Origin of the sequence: Streptomyces sp. S.PNR 29, assembly GCF_030386795.1 — a bacterium.
Lineage (GTDB): Bacteria > Actinomycetota > Actinomycetes > Streptomycetales > Streptomycetaceae > Streptomyces.
On sequence record NZ_JANUQM010000001.1, the window covers coordinates 235687 to 250195 of the forward strand.

At 73.1% G+C, this 14509-nt stretch carries 13 protein-coding genes; 4 read left to right on the top strand and 9 right to left on the bottom strand.

All coding sequences use genetic code 11. The features are described from left to right. Both NW895_RS01155 and NW895_RS01160 read left to right on the top strand, forming a co-directional pair. Entirely contained in the window at positions 1 to 987 is a 987-nt protein-coding gene (locus tag NW895_RS01155) for an ABC transporter ATP-binding protein (protein WP_289933098.1), read from the top strand. Then, the gene (locus NW895_RS01160; protein ID WP_289933099.1) at positions 974 to 1855 is read left to right on the top strand and encodes an ABC transporter permease; all 882 of its coding nucleotides are present in this window, start codon (positions 974 to 976) and stop codon (positions 1853 to 1855) included. The genes NW895_RS01155 and NW895_RS01160 overlap by 14 nt, the downstream gene beginning before the upstream one ends. A gap of 1 nt (position 1856) precedes the next feature. Here NW895_RS01160 and NW895_RS01165 read toward each other — a convergent pair whose 3' ends face one another. The 3 genes from NW895_RS01165 to NW895_RS01175 form a co-directional block, all read right to left on the bottom strand. Then, complete coding sequence (locus tag NW895_RS01165) at positions 1857 to 2447, bottom strand: NAD(P)H-dependent oxidoreductase (RefSeq protein WP_289933100.1); 591 nt, start codon at positions 2445 to 2447, stop codon at positions 1857 to 1859. A 159-nt stretch (positions 2448 to 2606) separates the two neighbouring features. Then, positions 2607 to 3896, bottom strand: coding sequence for an amidase (locus tag NW895_RS01170; protein ID WP_289933101.1), 1290 nt, complete (start codon positions 3894 to 3896; stop codon positions 2607 to 2609). 11 nt (positions 3897 to 3907) lie between these two features. After that, positions 3908 to 4414 (bottom strand): DUF6668 family protein, encoded by a 507-nt coding sequence (locus NW895_RS01175; protein ID WP_289933103.1) that lies wholly within the window; start codon positions 4412 to 4414, stop codon positions 3908 to 3910. Between the two features lie 176 nt (positions 4415 to 4590). Between NW895_RS01175 and NW895_RS01180 the strand changes: the two genes are divergently transcribed. Continuing rightward, entirely contained in the window at positions 4591 to 5823 is a 1233-nt protein-coding gene (locus NW895_RS01180) for a tetratricopeptide repeat protein (protein WP_289933104.1), read from the top strand. Between the two features lie 6 nt (positions 5824 to 5829). Here NW895_RS01180 and NW895_RS01185 read toward each other — a convergent pair whose 3' ends face one another. Further along, a complete protein-coding gene (locus tag NW895_RS01185) occupies positions 5830 to 6774 on the bottom strand; it encodes a M28 family metallopeptidase (RefSeq protein ID WP_289933105.1) in 945 nt (314 codons plus the stop codon). 158 nt (positions 6775 to 6932) lie between these two features. Next, the gene (locus NW895_RS01190; RefSeq protein ID WP_289933106.1) at positions 6933 to 7400 is read right to left on the bottom strand and encodes a VOC family protein; all 468 of its coding nucleotides are present in this window, start codon (positions 7398 to 7400) and stop codon (positions 6933 to 6935) included. A 21-nt stretch (positions 7401 to 7421) separates the two neighbouring features. Here NW895_RS01190 and NW895_RS01195 point away from each other — a divergent pair, with 21 nt between their 5' ends. Next, entirely contained in the window at positions 7422 to 8036 is a 615-nt protein-coding gene (locus NW895_RS01195) for a CGNR zinc finger domain-containing protein (protein ID WP_289933108.1), read from the top strand. Between the two features lie 10 nt (positions 8037 to 8046). Here NW895_RS01195 and NW895_RS01200 read toward each other — a convergent pair whose 3' ends face one another. The 4 genes from NW895_RS01200 to rarD form a co-directional block, all read right to left on the bottom strand. After that, complete coding sequence (locus NW895_RS01200; protein WP_289933109.1) at positions 8047 to 10095, bottom strand: ATP-binding protein; 2049 nt, start codon at positions 10093 to 10095, stop codon at positions 8047 to 8049. Beyond that, complete coding sequence (locus NW895_RS01205) at positions 10092 to 10955, bottom strand: hypothetical protein (RefSeq protein WP_289933110.1); 864 nt, start codon at positions 10953 to 10955, stop codon at positions 10092 to 10094. Before NW895_RS01205 ends, NW895_RS01200 begins: the two co-directional genes overlap by 4 nt. A 38-nt stretch (positions 10956 to 10993) precedes the next feature. Then, positions 10994 to 13315 carry a WD40 repeat domain-containing protein gene (locus NW895_RS01210; RefSeq protein WP_289933111.1) on the bottom strand — a complete coding sequence of 774 codons (2322 nt, stop codon included), beginning with the start codon at positions 13313 to 13315 and terminating at the stop codon, positions 10994 to 10996. A 109-nt stretch (positions 13316 to 13424) separates the two neighbouring features. Further along, entirely contained in the window at positions 13425 to 14351 is a 927-nt protein-coding gene (gene rarD / locus NW895_RS01215; protein WP_289933908.1) for an EamA family transporter RarD, read from the bottom strand. Positions 14352 to 14509: the final 158 nt, after the last annotated feature.

Here is a 14509-nt window from a genome sequence, read left to right on the forward strand (position 1 = left end):
ATGGGCGAACCGTCCGCCACGGAACCGCGTCAGTACAGCGCGGAGGGCGCGCAGGACGCCGTCATCGCCACCCGCGCTCTCACCAAGCGCTACCGCGGCGGACAACTCGCCGTCGACGGTCTCGACCTGACCGTCCCGGCGGGCAGCGTCTTCGGCTTCCTCGGCCCCAACGGCTCCGGCAAGACCACCACCATCCGCATGCTGATGGGCCTGATCGAGCCGACGTCGGGCACGGCCCGGGTTCTGGGCCGCCCCATGCCGCGGGCGGTCCGCGCCGTACTGCCCCAGGTCGGCGCCCTCATCGAGGGCCCGGCCCTGTACGGCTTCCTCTCCGGCCGCGACAACCTGCTCCGTTACGACGCCGCCGATCCGACCGCCGACCCGCGCACCCGGCGCACACGCGTCGCCGCCGCCCTGGACCGCGTCGGTCTGACCGCCGCCGCCGGCAAGAAGGCGAAGGCGTACTCGCTCGGCATGAAGCAACGCCTCGGCCTCGCGGCCGCCCTGCTCCAGCCCCGCCGCCTCCTGGTGCTCGACGAGCCGACCAACGGCCTCGATCCCCAGGGCATGCGCGAAATACGCACGCTCATACGGGAGTTGGCGTCGGACGGCACCACCGTCTTCCTCTCCTCCCACCTGCTCGACGAGATCGAGCAGGTCTGTACCCATGCCGCGGTGATGGCGCAGGGGCGCCTGATCACCCAGGGCCCGGTCGCCGACCTGGCGGCCGGGATACGCGGCCGGCTGGTGGTGACCACCCCGGACGTGGGCGAGGCGGCCCGGGTGCTGAAGGAACAGGGGGCCGGGGATGTCGTCGCCGCGGAGGACCGGGTGACGGGCGAGCCTCCGGACGACCGCGACCTCGCCGACATCAACGCGGGGTTGGTGGCGGCGGGGGTCCGGGTCCGGGGCTTCGGGCTGGAACGGGCCTCCCTGGAGGACGCGTTCGTGGCGCTGACCGGGGAGGGGTTCGATGTCGCAGGCTGAAGCCATGAGTGCGGTACGCGAGCCGAGTCCCCTGTGGACCCTCGGACTGCTGCGCAGCGAACTGCTCACCACCTTCCGGCGCTGGCGCACCCTCGCGCTGCTGGGCGTGCTGGCCGCCGTGCCGGTCCTGGTCGGCATCGCCATCAAGATCGAGACGAGCGACGGCTCGCCGGCCGGGGGCGGGGGAGGCGGCGGCGGGCCTGCCTTCATCTCGCAGATCACCAACAACGGCCTGTTCCTGGTCTTCACCGCGCTGGCCGCCACCCTCCCGTTCTTCCTGCCGATGGCGGTCGGCGTGGTCGCGGGCGACGCGATCGCCGGCGAGGCCGGCGCGGGCACGCTCCGCTATCTGCTGGTCGCCCCGGCCGGCCGCACCCGCCTGCTGATCACCAAGTACGCGACCGTCATCGCCTTCTGCCTGGTCGCCACCCTGGTGGTCGCCGTCTCGGCCCTCGCGGTCGGAGCCCTGCTCTTCCCCCTCGGCGACCTGACGACCATCTCCGGCACGCGGATCAGCTTCGCCGAGGGCCTGGCGCGGGCCCTGCTGATCGCCCTGGCCGTCGCCGCGTCACTCATCGGCGTCGCGGCGCTCGGCCTGTTCGTCTCGACGCTGACCAGCAGCGGCATCGCCGCGATGGCGACGACGGTCGGGCTGCTGATCACCGTTCAGATCCTCGACCAGATCCCGCAGCTGCACGCGATCCAGCCGTACTTCTTCTCCCACTACTGGCTGTCCTTCGCCGACCTCATGCGCGACCCGGTCTACTGGGACGAACTGCAGAAGAACCTCGGTCTCCAGGCCCTGTACGCGGCGGTGTTCGGCTCGGCGGCCTGGGCACGGTTCACGGCGAAGGACATCACCGCATAGCTCAGGCGGCCGCGTCCTCGTAGGGGAAGCGGGCGAGCGGGGCCTCGCGTGCGAAGAAGGACTTGGCGCGCGCCAGCGCCTCCGTGTCCCTCAGTACGTCGCCGGGCTTGCTGCCGTTGCCGAGCAGGACCCCGCCGAAGCGCATACCCATGTACGCGGCCGAGTTGCTGAGGGTGCCGATCAGCGGGTCGGCGACCTCCTGCTCGTGGTGTGCGAGCGCGGCGACGCCCCACAGGGTGCGCCCGGCCATCGTCGCCTTGAAGTCGAGGCCGGGCGTGCGCAGCCAGCCCGACCAGTGGTCGAGGTAGCGCTTGGTGTGGGCGGACACCGAATACCAGTACAGCGGAGAGGCGATCACGATGTCCGTCGCGGCGAGCGTGGCGTCGAGCAGCAGGGCCGCGTTGCCCTCCCTGGGGCGTACGTGGTCGCTGTCGTGGCGCAGGTCCTCGAAGTCGGGCAGCGGGTGTTGGGCGAGGTCGATCCACCGCTGCTCGACGTCCCCGGGCAGCTGTTCGGCGGCGGTGCGGGCCAGCAGTTCGGTGTTGCCGTCGGGGCGGCTGCTGCCCAGAAGGAAGAGGAAACGTCGGCTCATGGGGTCCCCCAGATGGTGAGCGTACGGCGATTAAGCGCATCTGCATTATATGCACACGCATTCAAGCGCGCACGCGCCCGCACTTCCCGGCCGGGCCGGGGCGCCCGCATCCACCTGCCGACGGCCCCATCCGCAGACCCCGGGCGGGCCACAGCCCTCCTACAGACCCGGCGCGACAACCGCCCGCAGTCCCGCCCGCTCCTCCGCCGCCCCCGCCACGGCGAGCAGCAGCTCCTCCCGGCCGTGCGGTGCCACCAGCTGGAGACCCACCGGGCAGCCGTCGCCGCCGAAGCCGGCCGGGAGACTGAGTGCCGGATGGCCGCTGAGATTGAACGCCCAGGTCAGCGCCGTGGAGTAGCGGTCGCCGGGCCCCTCGTGGCCGTGCGGTGCGGTCGGGGTGGCCGGCGTCAGCAGCAGCTCCGCGTCGGCGAAGAGCCGCGCCAGCCGCCGGTCGTTCTCCGCCCGGATCCGGTGGGCGTCGCGCACATCGGCGCCGCGGGTGCGCAGGGCGAGCCAGGCGGGCGCCGGGTCTTCGAGCCGGAACGGGATCCGCGGCCGTACGAGCCGTACGACACCGGCCTCCACCAGCCGCCCGACCGCCGCCCGCACCGGCGCGACGGCCTCCGGGTCGGGGCCGGCGAAGCCGAGGTCGGCCGACCAGACGGCGGTGACCGGAGCCGACGGCCGGCCACTCCCGGCGTCGGCGGTGAGCACGGCCCCCGGCCGGCCGCACGCCGAGACCGCCGGACGAGCCGCGTGCCCGCCCCCTGCGGTGCCGTCGGCGGCCGGTGCGTGCCGGCCGGCGCCGCCGTCGGCGTGCCGCAGCTGTCCGGAGCCCGGCTCGCCCTGCGACACCACCCGCCACCAAGCGCCCGCGTCCGCCGCCGACCGGGCGAGGACGCCGGGCGCCGTGAGCCGCGCACCGCCGGCGTTCGTGATCTTCAGCCCGACGACTCCGCACCATGCGGCCGGGATCCGCACCGACCCCGCCCCGTCGCTCCCGGTCGCGAGCGGCACCAGCCCGGCCGCCACCGCGGCGGCCGACCCGGCCGAGGAGCCGCCCGGTGTACGGTCGGCCCGCCACGGGTTGACGGTACGGCCATGGGCCCCGAGTCCCCAGGTCTGCCAGGCGGTTCCGGGGCCGGGCACCGAGGTGGCGCCCACGGCCACGCAGCCGGCCGCGATCAGCGGGCCCGCCGTACGCAGCCCGTGCCGTCCCTTCACGGCGACCGGCACGCCCGCCAGCGGCAGCCGCGAGCGGAGGGCACCCCCATCGAGCAGCTCGTCCACCTCACCCGCCCGCCGCAGCGCCGCCTCGCCCCACACGTCGAGGAACGCGCACAGCTTCGGGTCGGCCTGCCCGATCCGGTCCAGCACCGCCGCCACCGCGTCGACGGCCCGCAGTCGCCGCGACCGTACGGCCGAGGCGATCTCCTCGACGGACGGCACGTCCTGGGGGGTCAGCGTGCCGCCCTCGTCAGACGGACCAGCGCCTCCGTCTCCCGGGGCGGGTTCCCGCTCAGGTCGCCCAGGCGCCAGCCCGGCACCCACGGCACGCGGTAGACGTCGATGGCCGACTCGATCTGCTTCACGCGCTGGGCGAGCGGCTTCGGCAGCCGTCCCGGCGCGTCCGCGACGAGCACGACGGCGTCCAGGTCGAGCCCCGCCGGAGTCTCCCCGCGCCGGAAGGCCTCCACGGCACGCACGAGGGACTCCAGTCCGGCCGCGTGGGTCCGGGCGACCAGCAGCACCGACTGCGGATCACTGGGGCCGGGCCAGTCCCGTCCGCTGTCGTGGCCGCCGTAGACCGCGGCCAGCGTGGAGACGCCCGCGCCGCCGTGCGTGCCGACCCAGGAGAACCGCCGTGCCGGGAAGGAGGCGTGGGCAGGCCCCGGAGGCCCCGGCTCCGGTACGGTCACCGGTCCGCGGATCCAGATCTCCGGCCCTTGTCGCATGTCTGTGCGCATGCCCGCTCACCTCCCGTGTCATCCATGGATCTTGATGACTTACGGAGTGTCATCGCGGGGAGGTGAACTCCTGGGACGAGCCTGTGACACCGTGGTGACGTGAGAACCGCGAGCGAGCAGCGAGACTCGTCAGTAGGCGTACGACAGGCATGTGAAGGTGCGGGAGCGTAAGGCGGATGTCTCGACTCAGCCGCGAGAAGAAGCGGGAACAGAAGCACGCCGGGCATGCGGCGGCTCCCATCGACGTCCGGGTGCCCGGAAGCGGGCCCGGCACGGTCGGCGGCGTCCCGGTCGGCGCGGCCCCCGGTGAGGAGATCCAGCATGCCGTCCTGAACCGCCTCCACCGCATCGCCCTCGCCACCGGCCACCCCGTCCTCGCCACGGTGCACGACGACCGCATCGGTTACGTCGTCCCGCTCCAGGTCGATCCCGACGGCTCCAGCCGCTTCACCGCCGAGCCGGTACGGACGGCACCGCCGGAGGACGCCGTACGCCCGCCGGTGCCGCCCAAACCGCCGGAGCCGCCGGCGCCGCCCACGGGGGGCGACAAGCCCACGCACGTCCTGCGGTCGGTGCCGGAGCCCGCGCGGGACGCCGCCCCGACGTTCCCGCTGCGGGCCGTGCCCGAGCCGCAGCCGGGCGGCGAGTCCTCGCCGACGTTCCGGATGCGGGCCGTACCCGAGCCGCCCGAGGGCACGCCTCCCGGCACGGTCCCGCCCCCGACGGGCGCGTTCGGCCCGCCCCCGCCGATGGACGCGGTGCCCGGAGCCGGACGGGCCCATGAGTCCGAAGCCGTACGAAGGCCCGAACCCGAAGCGGTGCGAGCCTTCGTGCCCGACGGCCTGCACGACCCCGACCCCGAGCCCAAGCCGACCCCGCCCCGGGGTTTCGACGCCGTGGCCGAAGCGGTCCTCGGCGACGATACGCCCACCGCTCCCGGCAGCGACGCACCCGCGCTCCTCGCGGATCCGATGGCGCGCGTCAACGAGGCCGTCAAGGCGGGCCGGATCGAGGAGGCGGCACGGCTGGCGGAGCAGACGGTGGCCCAGGCCTCGGGCGCGTTGGGGCCGGAGCACCCCGAGGTGCTCCGGCTGCGCGAACTGACCGCGTACATCGCCTACTTGTCCGGCGACGCGGTCCGCGCCTTCCACCTCTCCCTCGACCTGGCCCGCATCCGGCGTCAGGCGGGCGACGCGGAGGCCGCGTACGGCAACGTCCAGAGCGCGGCCACCGCCTGGCGTGCCGTACGCGACCCTGCGCAGGGCCTGGACCTGGGCCGCGACCTGATCGGCCTGTGGACCGAGCTCACGGCCGAGGACGGCCCGGCCGCCGAGGACATCGAGCAGTTGGAGTCCGCCCGCGCCCGCATGGGCCGCCTCACCGAACGGGCCCGGGCGCGGGGCAATTGACAGGGCCTAGTCCGACAGCTCCCACACCGCGTGTGCGATGGCGTCGCTGTTGCGGTTCAGCGCGGTGTCGTTGATGTTGGCGGTCGTGTCGCAGGACGAGTGGTAGCAGCGGTCGAAGGCCTGGCCCGCCGTGCCGCCCCACTTCGCGGCCTGCGCGGCGGTCTTGCGGTAGTCGGCGCCGCTGAACAACCCGCCGACGGGCACGCCCGCGCTCTTGAAGGGCGCGTGGTCGGAGCGGCCGTCGCCCTCGGTCTCGATCTCGGTCGCGATGCCGAGGCCGGAGAAGTAGTCCTTGAAGGTCTTCTCGATCGCCGGGTCGTCGTCGTAGACGAAGTAGCCGGGGTTGGGCGAGCCGATCATGTCGAAGTTCAGGTAGCCGCTGATCTTCGCGCGGTTGGCGGCGGAGAGGTTGTTGACGTAGTACCGGGAGCCGACCAGCCCCAGCTCCTCCGCGCCCCACCAGGCGAACCGCAGGTGCTTTGCGGGCTTGTACTGCGCCCGGGACACCGCGAGCGCGGTCTCGAGGACGGCCGCCGAGCCGGAGCCGTTGTCGTTGATGCCGGCACCGGAGGAGACGCTGTCGAGGTGCGAGCCCGCCATCACGACCTGGTTGGTGTCGCCACCGGGCCAGTCGGCGATCAGGTTGTAGCCGGTGCGGCCGGAGGCGGTGAACTGCTGGACGGTGGTGGTGAATCCGGCCGCGTCCAGCTTGGCCTTCACGTAGTCGAGGGAGGCCTTGTAGCCGGCCCGGCCGTGGGCCCGGTTGCCGCCGTTCGCGGTGGCGATCGACTGCAACTGGGTCAGGTGCGCCTTGACGGCTGCCACGGATATGTCGGGCGCGGCGGCCACCGAGGGTTCGGGCGCCGCGTCGGCCATGGGACCGGTGGCCAGCAGCGTGGCGGTCGCGACGACACCGGCCGCGACCGCGCGCCCGGAGACGGAGAGCTTCATGTGTGGGGGCTCCGAATTCCTTGGGAATCCACGGGGGATTCCTCAGTGAATGGGGTGCCTGGATGGTGAAACCGGTACTGACTCTCCGTCAAGAGCACTATCGAGACAGGGGGTTTGCGGCCAGGGCATGAGGCCAACCGCTGCCGGCCGCGGGCCGCCTAGTGCACGCAGAACTCGTTCCCCTCCGGATCCGCCATCACCACCCACTCCCCGCCCGGCTCCTGCACCCGCCGCAGCACGCTCGCGCCCAGCCCCTCCAGCCGTACGACCTCCTCCTCGCGCCGCCCCTGGCCCGGGTGCAGGTCGAGATGGAGCCGGTTCTTGACCGTCTTCGCCTCCGGCACGCGCTGGAACAGCAGTCGCCGCCCCAGACCGGCGCCGCTCTCCTCGTCGTACGGATCGCCGGGATGCCGTACGGCGACCAGGTCCCGCCAGGCCGGTCTGCCGTGGAACTCGACGGTGAGCTCGGCCGGTACGGCGCCGAAGCCGAGCAGCTTCTCGATGAGCGCGCTGTTGTCCTCGACCTCGTAACGGAGCGCGGCGGCCCAGAAGTCGGCTTGCGCGTGCGGGTCGGAGGCGTCGATGACGATCTTGAAGTGCACGGGAGCCGGGGTTGTCTGCGTCATGTAACCACTTATACTGGTTACATGAGTGAGCGGGCAACGCAATCGCCGGAACAGTCACCCGGCTTGACGCTGATCTCGTACGAGGGAAAGCCCTACCGCTTCGACCCGGGCGCCCTGTGCCTGGAGCTGCTGACGACGGGCGGGCCGGGCGCCTTCGCACGGTACGAGGTGCTGCACACGCCCGCGGACCTGGCGGCCTGGGCCGACCGCAGCCGGCTGCCCGGCGGGCTCCGGCTCGACATCACCGAGGCCGAGGTGGAGCAGGCGCGCGCCGTGCGCGACGCCCTCTTCCTGCTCACCGCCGACCGCGCCCACGGCCGCCGGCTGAACCGGCGTCACCTGGACGCCGTCAACGCCGCCGCGGCCGAGCCCCCGCTCGTCACCCGCATCGAGCCCGACGGCACCCGCGGCTGGGCGCCGGGCGCGACCGGGACGCGGCTGCTGTCGACGGTGGCCCGCGACGCGATCGACCTGTTCACCGGCCCGTACGCCGACCGCATCCGTGAGTGCGGCGCCCACGACTGCTATCTGCTCTTCGTCGACACCTCCCGCCCGGGCCGCCGCCGCTGGTGCGCGATGGAGCACTGCGGCAACCGGGAGAAGGTCAGGGCCCACCGGGCCCGCGCCAGCGGGTGATCCGACGCCCTCAGGCGGGCGGCGGTACGGCCATCAGGTCGCGCCAGCGATCCCGCAGCGGCACGCCGAGCGCGTCGTGGAAGAGCCGGTACACGGTGGTGCCGTCGGCGGTGTCCGCCGTGAGGTAGCCACCCAGGGGCGAGGCCAGGAGGTCGGCGATGTCGGTGTCGCCGTAGGACCGGTCGGGTTCGTCCGCGACCGCGTTGGCGAAGGCCGGCCAGATGCGGCGCCACGGGATGCCGCGGCCACGGGCGAAGGCGACGGCACGCAGCAGGTGGATGGCCTTGAGACGATCCTCGGGATCCGGGCGGTGGGCGTGCAGGTCGGCGCGGAAGACACCGAGGACACCGTCGTCGATGGCCGTGAGCCAGGAGGCGTCGCCGGGGTCGACGACGCGCGCACGGCGGGCCAGGTTGGCGGCCGCGATACGGGTGATCAGGAACGAGGTGCGGGCCCGGGCGGCCAGCGCCCGCGCCACAGACTCGGTCGCCTCGGGGCCCGCGGACAGGTAGGGGCTGCCCTCGGTGCCGGTCAGGACGCGGGCGGCGTACGCGACGAGGTCGTCCTGGTCCCACCAGGGCGCCTCGTCGACGCGGATCCGGCGGGCCGAGAGGGCGCGTTCTGCCTGGTCGGCGAGCGGGATGCCGCGCACCGGCCGCCCATCGGGCGAGGTGCCGTCCCCACCGGGGGAACGCACGCCCACCAGCAGCCGGACCCGGTCCCGGCCCGGGTCGAGGCGGGACAGGACCGCGGTCAGCACGGTGGCGGGCCCGTCGGCCTCGTCGAGCGCGTCCACCACCACGGTGACCGGCGTGGTGCGTCCGGCAAGCCACTGCTGCCAGGCGTCGATCCACTCCGCCACGGAGGGCGCCGCACCCGACGGGACGGGGGTGGGCACGCCGAGCGCGGTGGCGAGCTGGGCGACGATGTCGAGGGCGGTCTTCCCCGTGGCCAGCACCGCCACGTCCACCGCTCCCTCCACGGGCCGCAGGTCGAGGGGGACCGCGGCGAGCTTGTCGTGGTGACGCGCCCGGAAGACCGGATCGCTGAAGGTCACCAGCCAGGCCAGCGCGGCGGACTTGCCGCTGCCCGCGCCCCCGGTGACCAGCGTCGCCCCCGGCTCCCCGGCACCGACGGCGACCAGCTCGCGCAGCAACCGGTCACGGCCGGTGAACAGCCAGCCGGTGTCCTCCACCCGAGCCACACCGCGGGAACGGGGCTCCCAGTGCCCCTCCAGGTCCTCCTTCGGAAGCGCCAGATCGCTGCGCTGGACCTGCACGTCGACGGTGGGCAGCGCGCGGTAGTGCGGATTGGGCAGGCACGGGTGCTTCCCCGACGTCTGACTGCCCTGCAGTGGCACCAGCCGCTGACCGGGCCCGAGCTTGGCCTGCACGCGCTCCAGGAACACCGCCACGTCCAGCAGGTCCACACGCGGCCCCCCGTACTGCGCCCCCTCAGGAGAGCGCAGCTCCGCCAGGAACGCGGTCACCGCACCGGTCAGCGCGCCCACCACCGCCTCCTGGTCGCGGGTGGCACTGGGCAGCACCAGCCAGGTCGCGGGCAGATCCTTCTCGAAGTCGGCGATCTCCCGCACCGTCGCCCCCGCGAAGCACTGATCCAGGATCAGGAACAGGTACCGGATCCGGGTGTCCTTCAGCCACAGGATGAGGTCGGCGGTGCGCAGCGCGGTCGCGGGCAGCCGGTCCGACTCGCTGTCCTGCAGCACGGTCCAGTGGACACCGTCCTGCGTGACGCCGTGCCCGGTGACGAAGACCACCGCCGCGTCCGCGTCCCGCCACCGCCGCTGCGGCGGCGGATTCTCCAGCGCGTCCCTTACGGCCCCCCTCGTCGGGTTGTTCGCCAGCTCCGGGTAGGCGGGCACGAAGGGCGGGATGCCCCGGTCCTCGGCGCACAGCCACTCCCGTAGCGCCTTCACCTCGGCGGTGACGGCCAGCGGCTCGAATGCGGGATCCTCGTACTCGCCGGTGGCGATGGCCACGAAGTGCCGGCGCCGGATGTCGCCGCCCATCGCAACGGCCTCGGCTCTGCCCCCGTTCACCGGGCCAGCTCCGGCAGGACGGCGAGCAGGGCGGCCCCGGTCTGCCACTTGCCGAGGTAGCGGGGGGCGGCGTGCGCGTCGCCCTGGTTGTCGACGGGTACGTCCCGCAGCCCGGGCCAGTACCGCTCAAGGCTGCCCGCGAAAGCGACCGGGTCGTGCGGATCGCGTACGTTCACCCAGGCGGCCACCGCGTCGGGCAGCCCCGCCGATCCGTGGGCGGGGTCGGGCATCAGGGCCCGCACGAACCGGGCGCCCAGCGGTGACCCGAGCGTCACCAGCAGATCCAGCCGGTGCTCGGGACGGCGCCGTACGAACTCGAAGGCGACCACCGAGCCCAGCGAGTGCCCGACCAGGACACGGGTGCCGGCCGTCACCGCCGCGTCGACGATCCCGTCGACCGACGCCTTCAGCGCGTCGTCCCGCAGGTAGCGCCGGACCTGGCGGAACGCGCCGACGAAGAGAAGGGCAGCCCCGGGGCCGTAACGCCAGTCCAGGGCCCGGCAGACCCGTTGCAGCACGGCCGGAACCCTCGTGTAGCCCTTGCCCGCTGCCTGGTCCACGACCCGCAGCGCCTCCTCGCCCGCGGCCTCGCCGGCGGCGTCCGCCAACTCCGCCAGCTCGTCCGCCGGGAGGTCCGACAGCTCGTCCTCCCCCGGACCACCCTTCGCGCCGCGTACGGCGGGCCCGGCGTCGTCCAGGAACAGCCGCCCGTAGTACGCGAGTCCGAACGGCACGTCCCCGACGGGCCGCCCGGCCGCCGCCTCGATGCCGTCCCCGAGGGCGGGCTCCCAGGCGGCGAGCAGCTGTTTGCGGCCGAGTTGTTGTTGGGCGATTCCGTGGACGCCTACCACCACTGTCATGCGGCAACCTCCGGTGGTTGGGAACGAACGGGGCCTGATCAGGTGTCCAGGCGGGTGGTGATGGTGAAGAACCCCCAGCCACCGACGAGCAGGGTGAGCTCCGACCCTGTGACGACCGCGGCTATGTCGGTCACGGGCCCTGGGGCCCGTAGCACATCCCCCACAGCGCGCATCGTGCCCACGTCCCACAGCCGAATGTCACCGGACATGCTTCCGGTGACGACGAGGACCCGTCCGTCGGGCAGGACCACGGTGGCCGTCGCGGTCACCCAGCCGGTGTGGCCGGTGAGCGGGTCACAGATCAGTTCTCCGGTCATGCAGTCCCAGACCTGCGCCGCACTGCGGGCGCTGGTGACAGCGAACGGGCGTCCGCTCGGCAGGACCGCGGCGGACAGCGTGTCGCCCTGGGGGTCGAAGCGGTGGGGAATGAAGGCGGTTTCGCCCGTCGTGGGGTCCCACCTCCATACGGAGCCGTCCTTGCTGCAGCTGAGGACGAGGAAACCACCGTCCGGAAGTTGCAGGAGTGCCACTCTTCTGACCTCGGTGTCGTGCCCGGTCATGGGTTCGCCCACCGGTCTGCCTGTGGTGAGATTCCACAACCGGACGGTTCTGTCGAGGCTTCCGGTTACTGCGAGGGCGCGTCCGTCGGGGAGTGCGAGCGCGTCTATCGCGCTTACATAGTCGGAGTGCCCCTGGAGACGTCCGCGTCGGCGTGGCCGGGCGTTCCGGCGAACAGTCCACACGAGTGCGCTTGTGTCGTCGGCGTCGGTGACAGCGAGGGTGCGACCGTCCGCAAGAGTGGCGGCGGCCACCACGTTGATGTGGCTTTTGTAACCGGTCAGGGGGCGCGCCTCGCGCCGGCCGGTGCCGAGGTCCCTGACCCGGACCGTACGGTCGTCCGGGGTGATGGTGAAGGCTATGGCGCGGCCGTCGGCCAGGGGCACGGCCGCCAGCGTGCAGAAGCCCGGTGGGACGCCCGGGCTCTCCTCCGCCGATGCCTTCAGGAGAAGATCCCACACTCGCGTGCCGGCGCCGCTCGTGATCGCTACGGCGCGTCCGTCGGGCAGCAGCAGCCCCGCCACCCAGAAGGCGACGCCCAGGCGGCGCGGGGCGCTCGGAGGGATCGAGGCGACGTCCCACGCATACACCAGGTCGTCCTTGTTGCACGCGATGGCGATGATCCGTCCGTCAGGCAGAGCCACGCCTGCCAGCGAGGTGATGGGCGCTGACCCGTCGATCAGGCAGTGGGCGTACCGTCGGCTCGTCGTCAGGTCCCAGACCTCGACCGCTCCGTCCTGGCCGCCGACGAGGGCGAGCGGGCGGCCGTCCGGCAGGACCAGGGCGGCGAGTGCGGTGACCTGCGTGGAGTGACGGGTCAGCAGGCGGTCGACGGGCTCCTCGGAGAGCATGTCCCGGAGCAGAACCTTGTCGTGGAGGGCCGTGAGGACCACGGCGCGGGCGTCGAGGAGCACCGCGGCGGCGTTCGCCCCCACGCTGGCCGTACTGGTCAGGGGTTCGCCGATCCTTCGTGCTGTGGTCAGATCCCAGCGGGTGATCTCGCCGGACCCGTTTCCGGAGACGGCGACGGCACGGCCGTCGGGAAGGACGAGGGGGGCGAGCAGGGCGACGGGGCCCATGATCGTGAGCGGTTCACCGAGCGGCTGGCCTGTGGTCAGGTCCCACATCCGCAGGGCACCGCCCCCGTCGCCGACGAGGGCGAGGCTTCGGCCGTCCGGCAGCGTCAGAGCGGATAATGCGCAGACGCCCTCCGTGTGGCCGGTGAGTGGTTCGCCGATCATCTGGCCAGTGGCCAGGTCCAGTATCCGTACCGCTGACGCGTCACCCACCAGGTCGCCGACGATGGCCACGGCGCGACCGTCGGGCAGTACTGCCCCGGTCGCCGGCCCAACGTACCGGGCGACGAGTTCTCCCTCCTCCACCGGCCACTCCGCCCACCGCATGCGCCACCCCCCGCACGCCTCCACAACCCCCGACACTCCCGCGCAGTGCCCGAACAACCACAAGGCCAGTGCGTTGCCCCGCGGATCGTCCCAGTCCCACGCATGCGCCGCCTTCCGCCAAACCCGCAGCAGCTCCCCGCCCGGACTCCCCGGCACAGGAGCCTCGGAGGCCCCCGCCCCGGACACGGCCCGCAACCGCCCGGCGTCCACATGGGGCAGGAACTCCCACGACAGGAACCGCTCGTCCAGCACCCCGCCGGCCGCCGCGTGCTCCACCGCGTGCCGCCGTACGTACGCGGGCGGCGCTGCGCCCGGTTCGCCCGGTCCGGTCAACCGGGCCAGTTCTGCGGCGATCCGCGCCTCCACGGCCCGGCGCTCCGCCGCGGCATCCCCCGCCATGCGACCACTCCCGCCCCCGGTGGTTCCTGCAAGGGCCCCACTGTAGGAGCACGGCCCGCCAAGGCCGCGGGAGTTCGCCGAATCGTACGCGGATGAGGGAAGCGCCCGGCTAAGCCTGCACGTCCCCGGCGTCGGGCCCCGCCACGGCCGTCGGCTTCCGCGGGGCGGTGGCGAGGTCCTGTGCCAAGGCGCCGGCGATCTCGGCCCGCGCACTGCGCGCTGCCCGCAGCGCGTCCCACGTCAGCAGCGTCAGCGCCAGCCACACCAGCGCGAACCCGGCCCAACGCTCCGGCGGCATGGCCTCGTGGAAGTAGAGGACGCCCAGCAGGAACTGGAAGACCGGGGTCAGGTACTGCAGCAGCCCCAGCGTGGAAAGGGGCACGCGGATCGCGGCCGCGCCGAAGCAGACGAGGGGGAGTGCGGTGACCACGCCGGTGGAGGCGAGCAGGGCGGCGTGCCCCGCGCCCTGGGTGGTGAAGGTGGAGTCGCCCTGCGCGGTCAGCCACAGCAGATAGCCGAGCGCGGGCAGGAACTGGATCGCGGTCTCGGCGGCCAGCGATTCGATGCCGCCGAGGTTCACCTTCTTCTTCACCAGCCCGTAGGTGGCGAAGGTGAAGGCGAGGGCGAGGGAGACCCACGGCGGGCGGCCGTATCCCACGGTGAGCACGACCACGGCCGTGAAGCCGACGCCGACCGCCGCCCACTGCACGCGCCGCAGCCGCTCCTTCAGCAGCAGCACGCCCATCGCGATGGTGACCAGCGGGTTGATGAAGTAACCGAGCGAGGCCTCGACGACATGGCCGGCGTTCACGGCCCAGATGTAGACGCCCCAGTTGAGGGTGATGGCCGCCGTGGCGATGGCGATGAGGCCCAGCCTGCGGGGCTGCCGCAGCAGCTCGCCGGCCCAGCGCCGGCGCCGTAGGACGAGCAGGGCGACGGTGACGAAGACGAGGGACCACGTCATCCGGTGGGCCAGGATCTCCACCGCCCCGGCGGGCTTCAGCAGGGGCCAGTAGAGGGGCACGAGCCCCCACATCCCGTATGCCGCGAAGCCGTTCAGCAGTCCTGTGCGCCGCTCGCCCTTCGACTCCACGGGCCTCTCCCTCTCGCCGCGCCGCTCCTACAGCACGCACGACGGTAGTGCCGAGCGCCCCCGGCTGTCATGTCTGTATCGCCATACGGTCATGACAGGCG

What these genes read in the sequence shown, in the direction of transcription:
- NW895_RS01155 (WP_289933098.1), top strand. Translation starts at nt 1, where the DNA reads ATGGGCGAACCGTCCGCCACGGAACCGCGTCAGTACAGCGCGGAGGGC.
- NW895_RS01160 (WP_289933099.1), top strand. Translation starts at nt 974, where the DNA reads ATGTCGCAGGCTGAAGCCATGAGTGCGGTACGCGAGCCGAGTCCCCTG.
- NW895_RS01165 (WP_289933100.1), bottom strand. Translation starts at nt 2,447, where the DNA reads ATGAGCCGACGTTTCCTCTTCCTTCTGGGCAGCAGCCGCCCCGACGGC.
- NW895_RS01175 (WP_289933103.1), bottom strand. Translation starts at nt 4,414, where the DNA reads ATGCGCACAGACATGCGACAAGGGCCGGAGATCTGGATCCGCGGACCG.
- NW895_RS01180 (WP_289933104.1), top strand. Translation starts at nt 4,591, where the DNA reads ATGTCTCGACTCAGCCGCGAGAAGAAGCGGGAACAGAAGCACGCCGGG.
- NW895_RS01185 (WP_289933105.1), bottom strand. Translation starts at nt 6,774, where the DNA reads ATGAAGCTCTCCGTCTCCGGGCGCGCGGTCGCGGCCGGTGTCGTCGCG.
- NW895_RS01190 (WP_289933106.1), bottom strand. Translation starts at nt 7,400, where the DNA reads ATGACGCAGACAACCCCGGCTCCCGTGCACTTCAAGATCGTCATCGAC.
- NW895_RS01195 (WP_289933108.1), top strand. Translation starts at nt 7,422, where the DNA reads ATGAGTGAGCGGGCAACGCAATCGCCGGAACAGTCACCCGGCTTGACG.
- NW895_RS01205 (WP_289933110.1), bottom strand. Translation starts at nt 10,955, where the DNA reads ATGACAGTGGTGGTAGGCGTCCACGGAATCGCCCAACAACAACTCGGC.
- NW895_RS01210 (WP_289933111.1), bottom strand. Translation starts at nt 13,315, where the DNA reads ATGGCGGGGGATGCCGCGGCGGAGCGCCGGGCCGTGGAGGCGCGGATC.
- rarD (WP_289933908.1), bottom strand. Translation starts at nt 14,351, where the DNA reads ATGTGGGGGCTCGTGCCCCTCTACTGGCCCCTGCTGAAGCCCGCCGGG.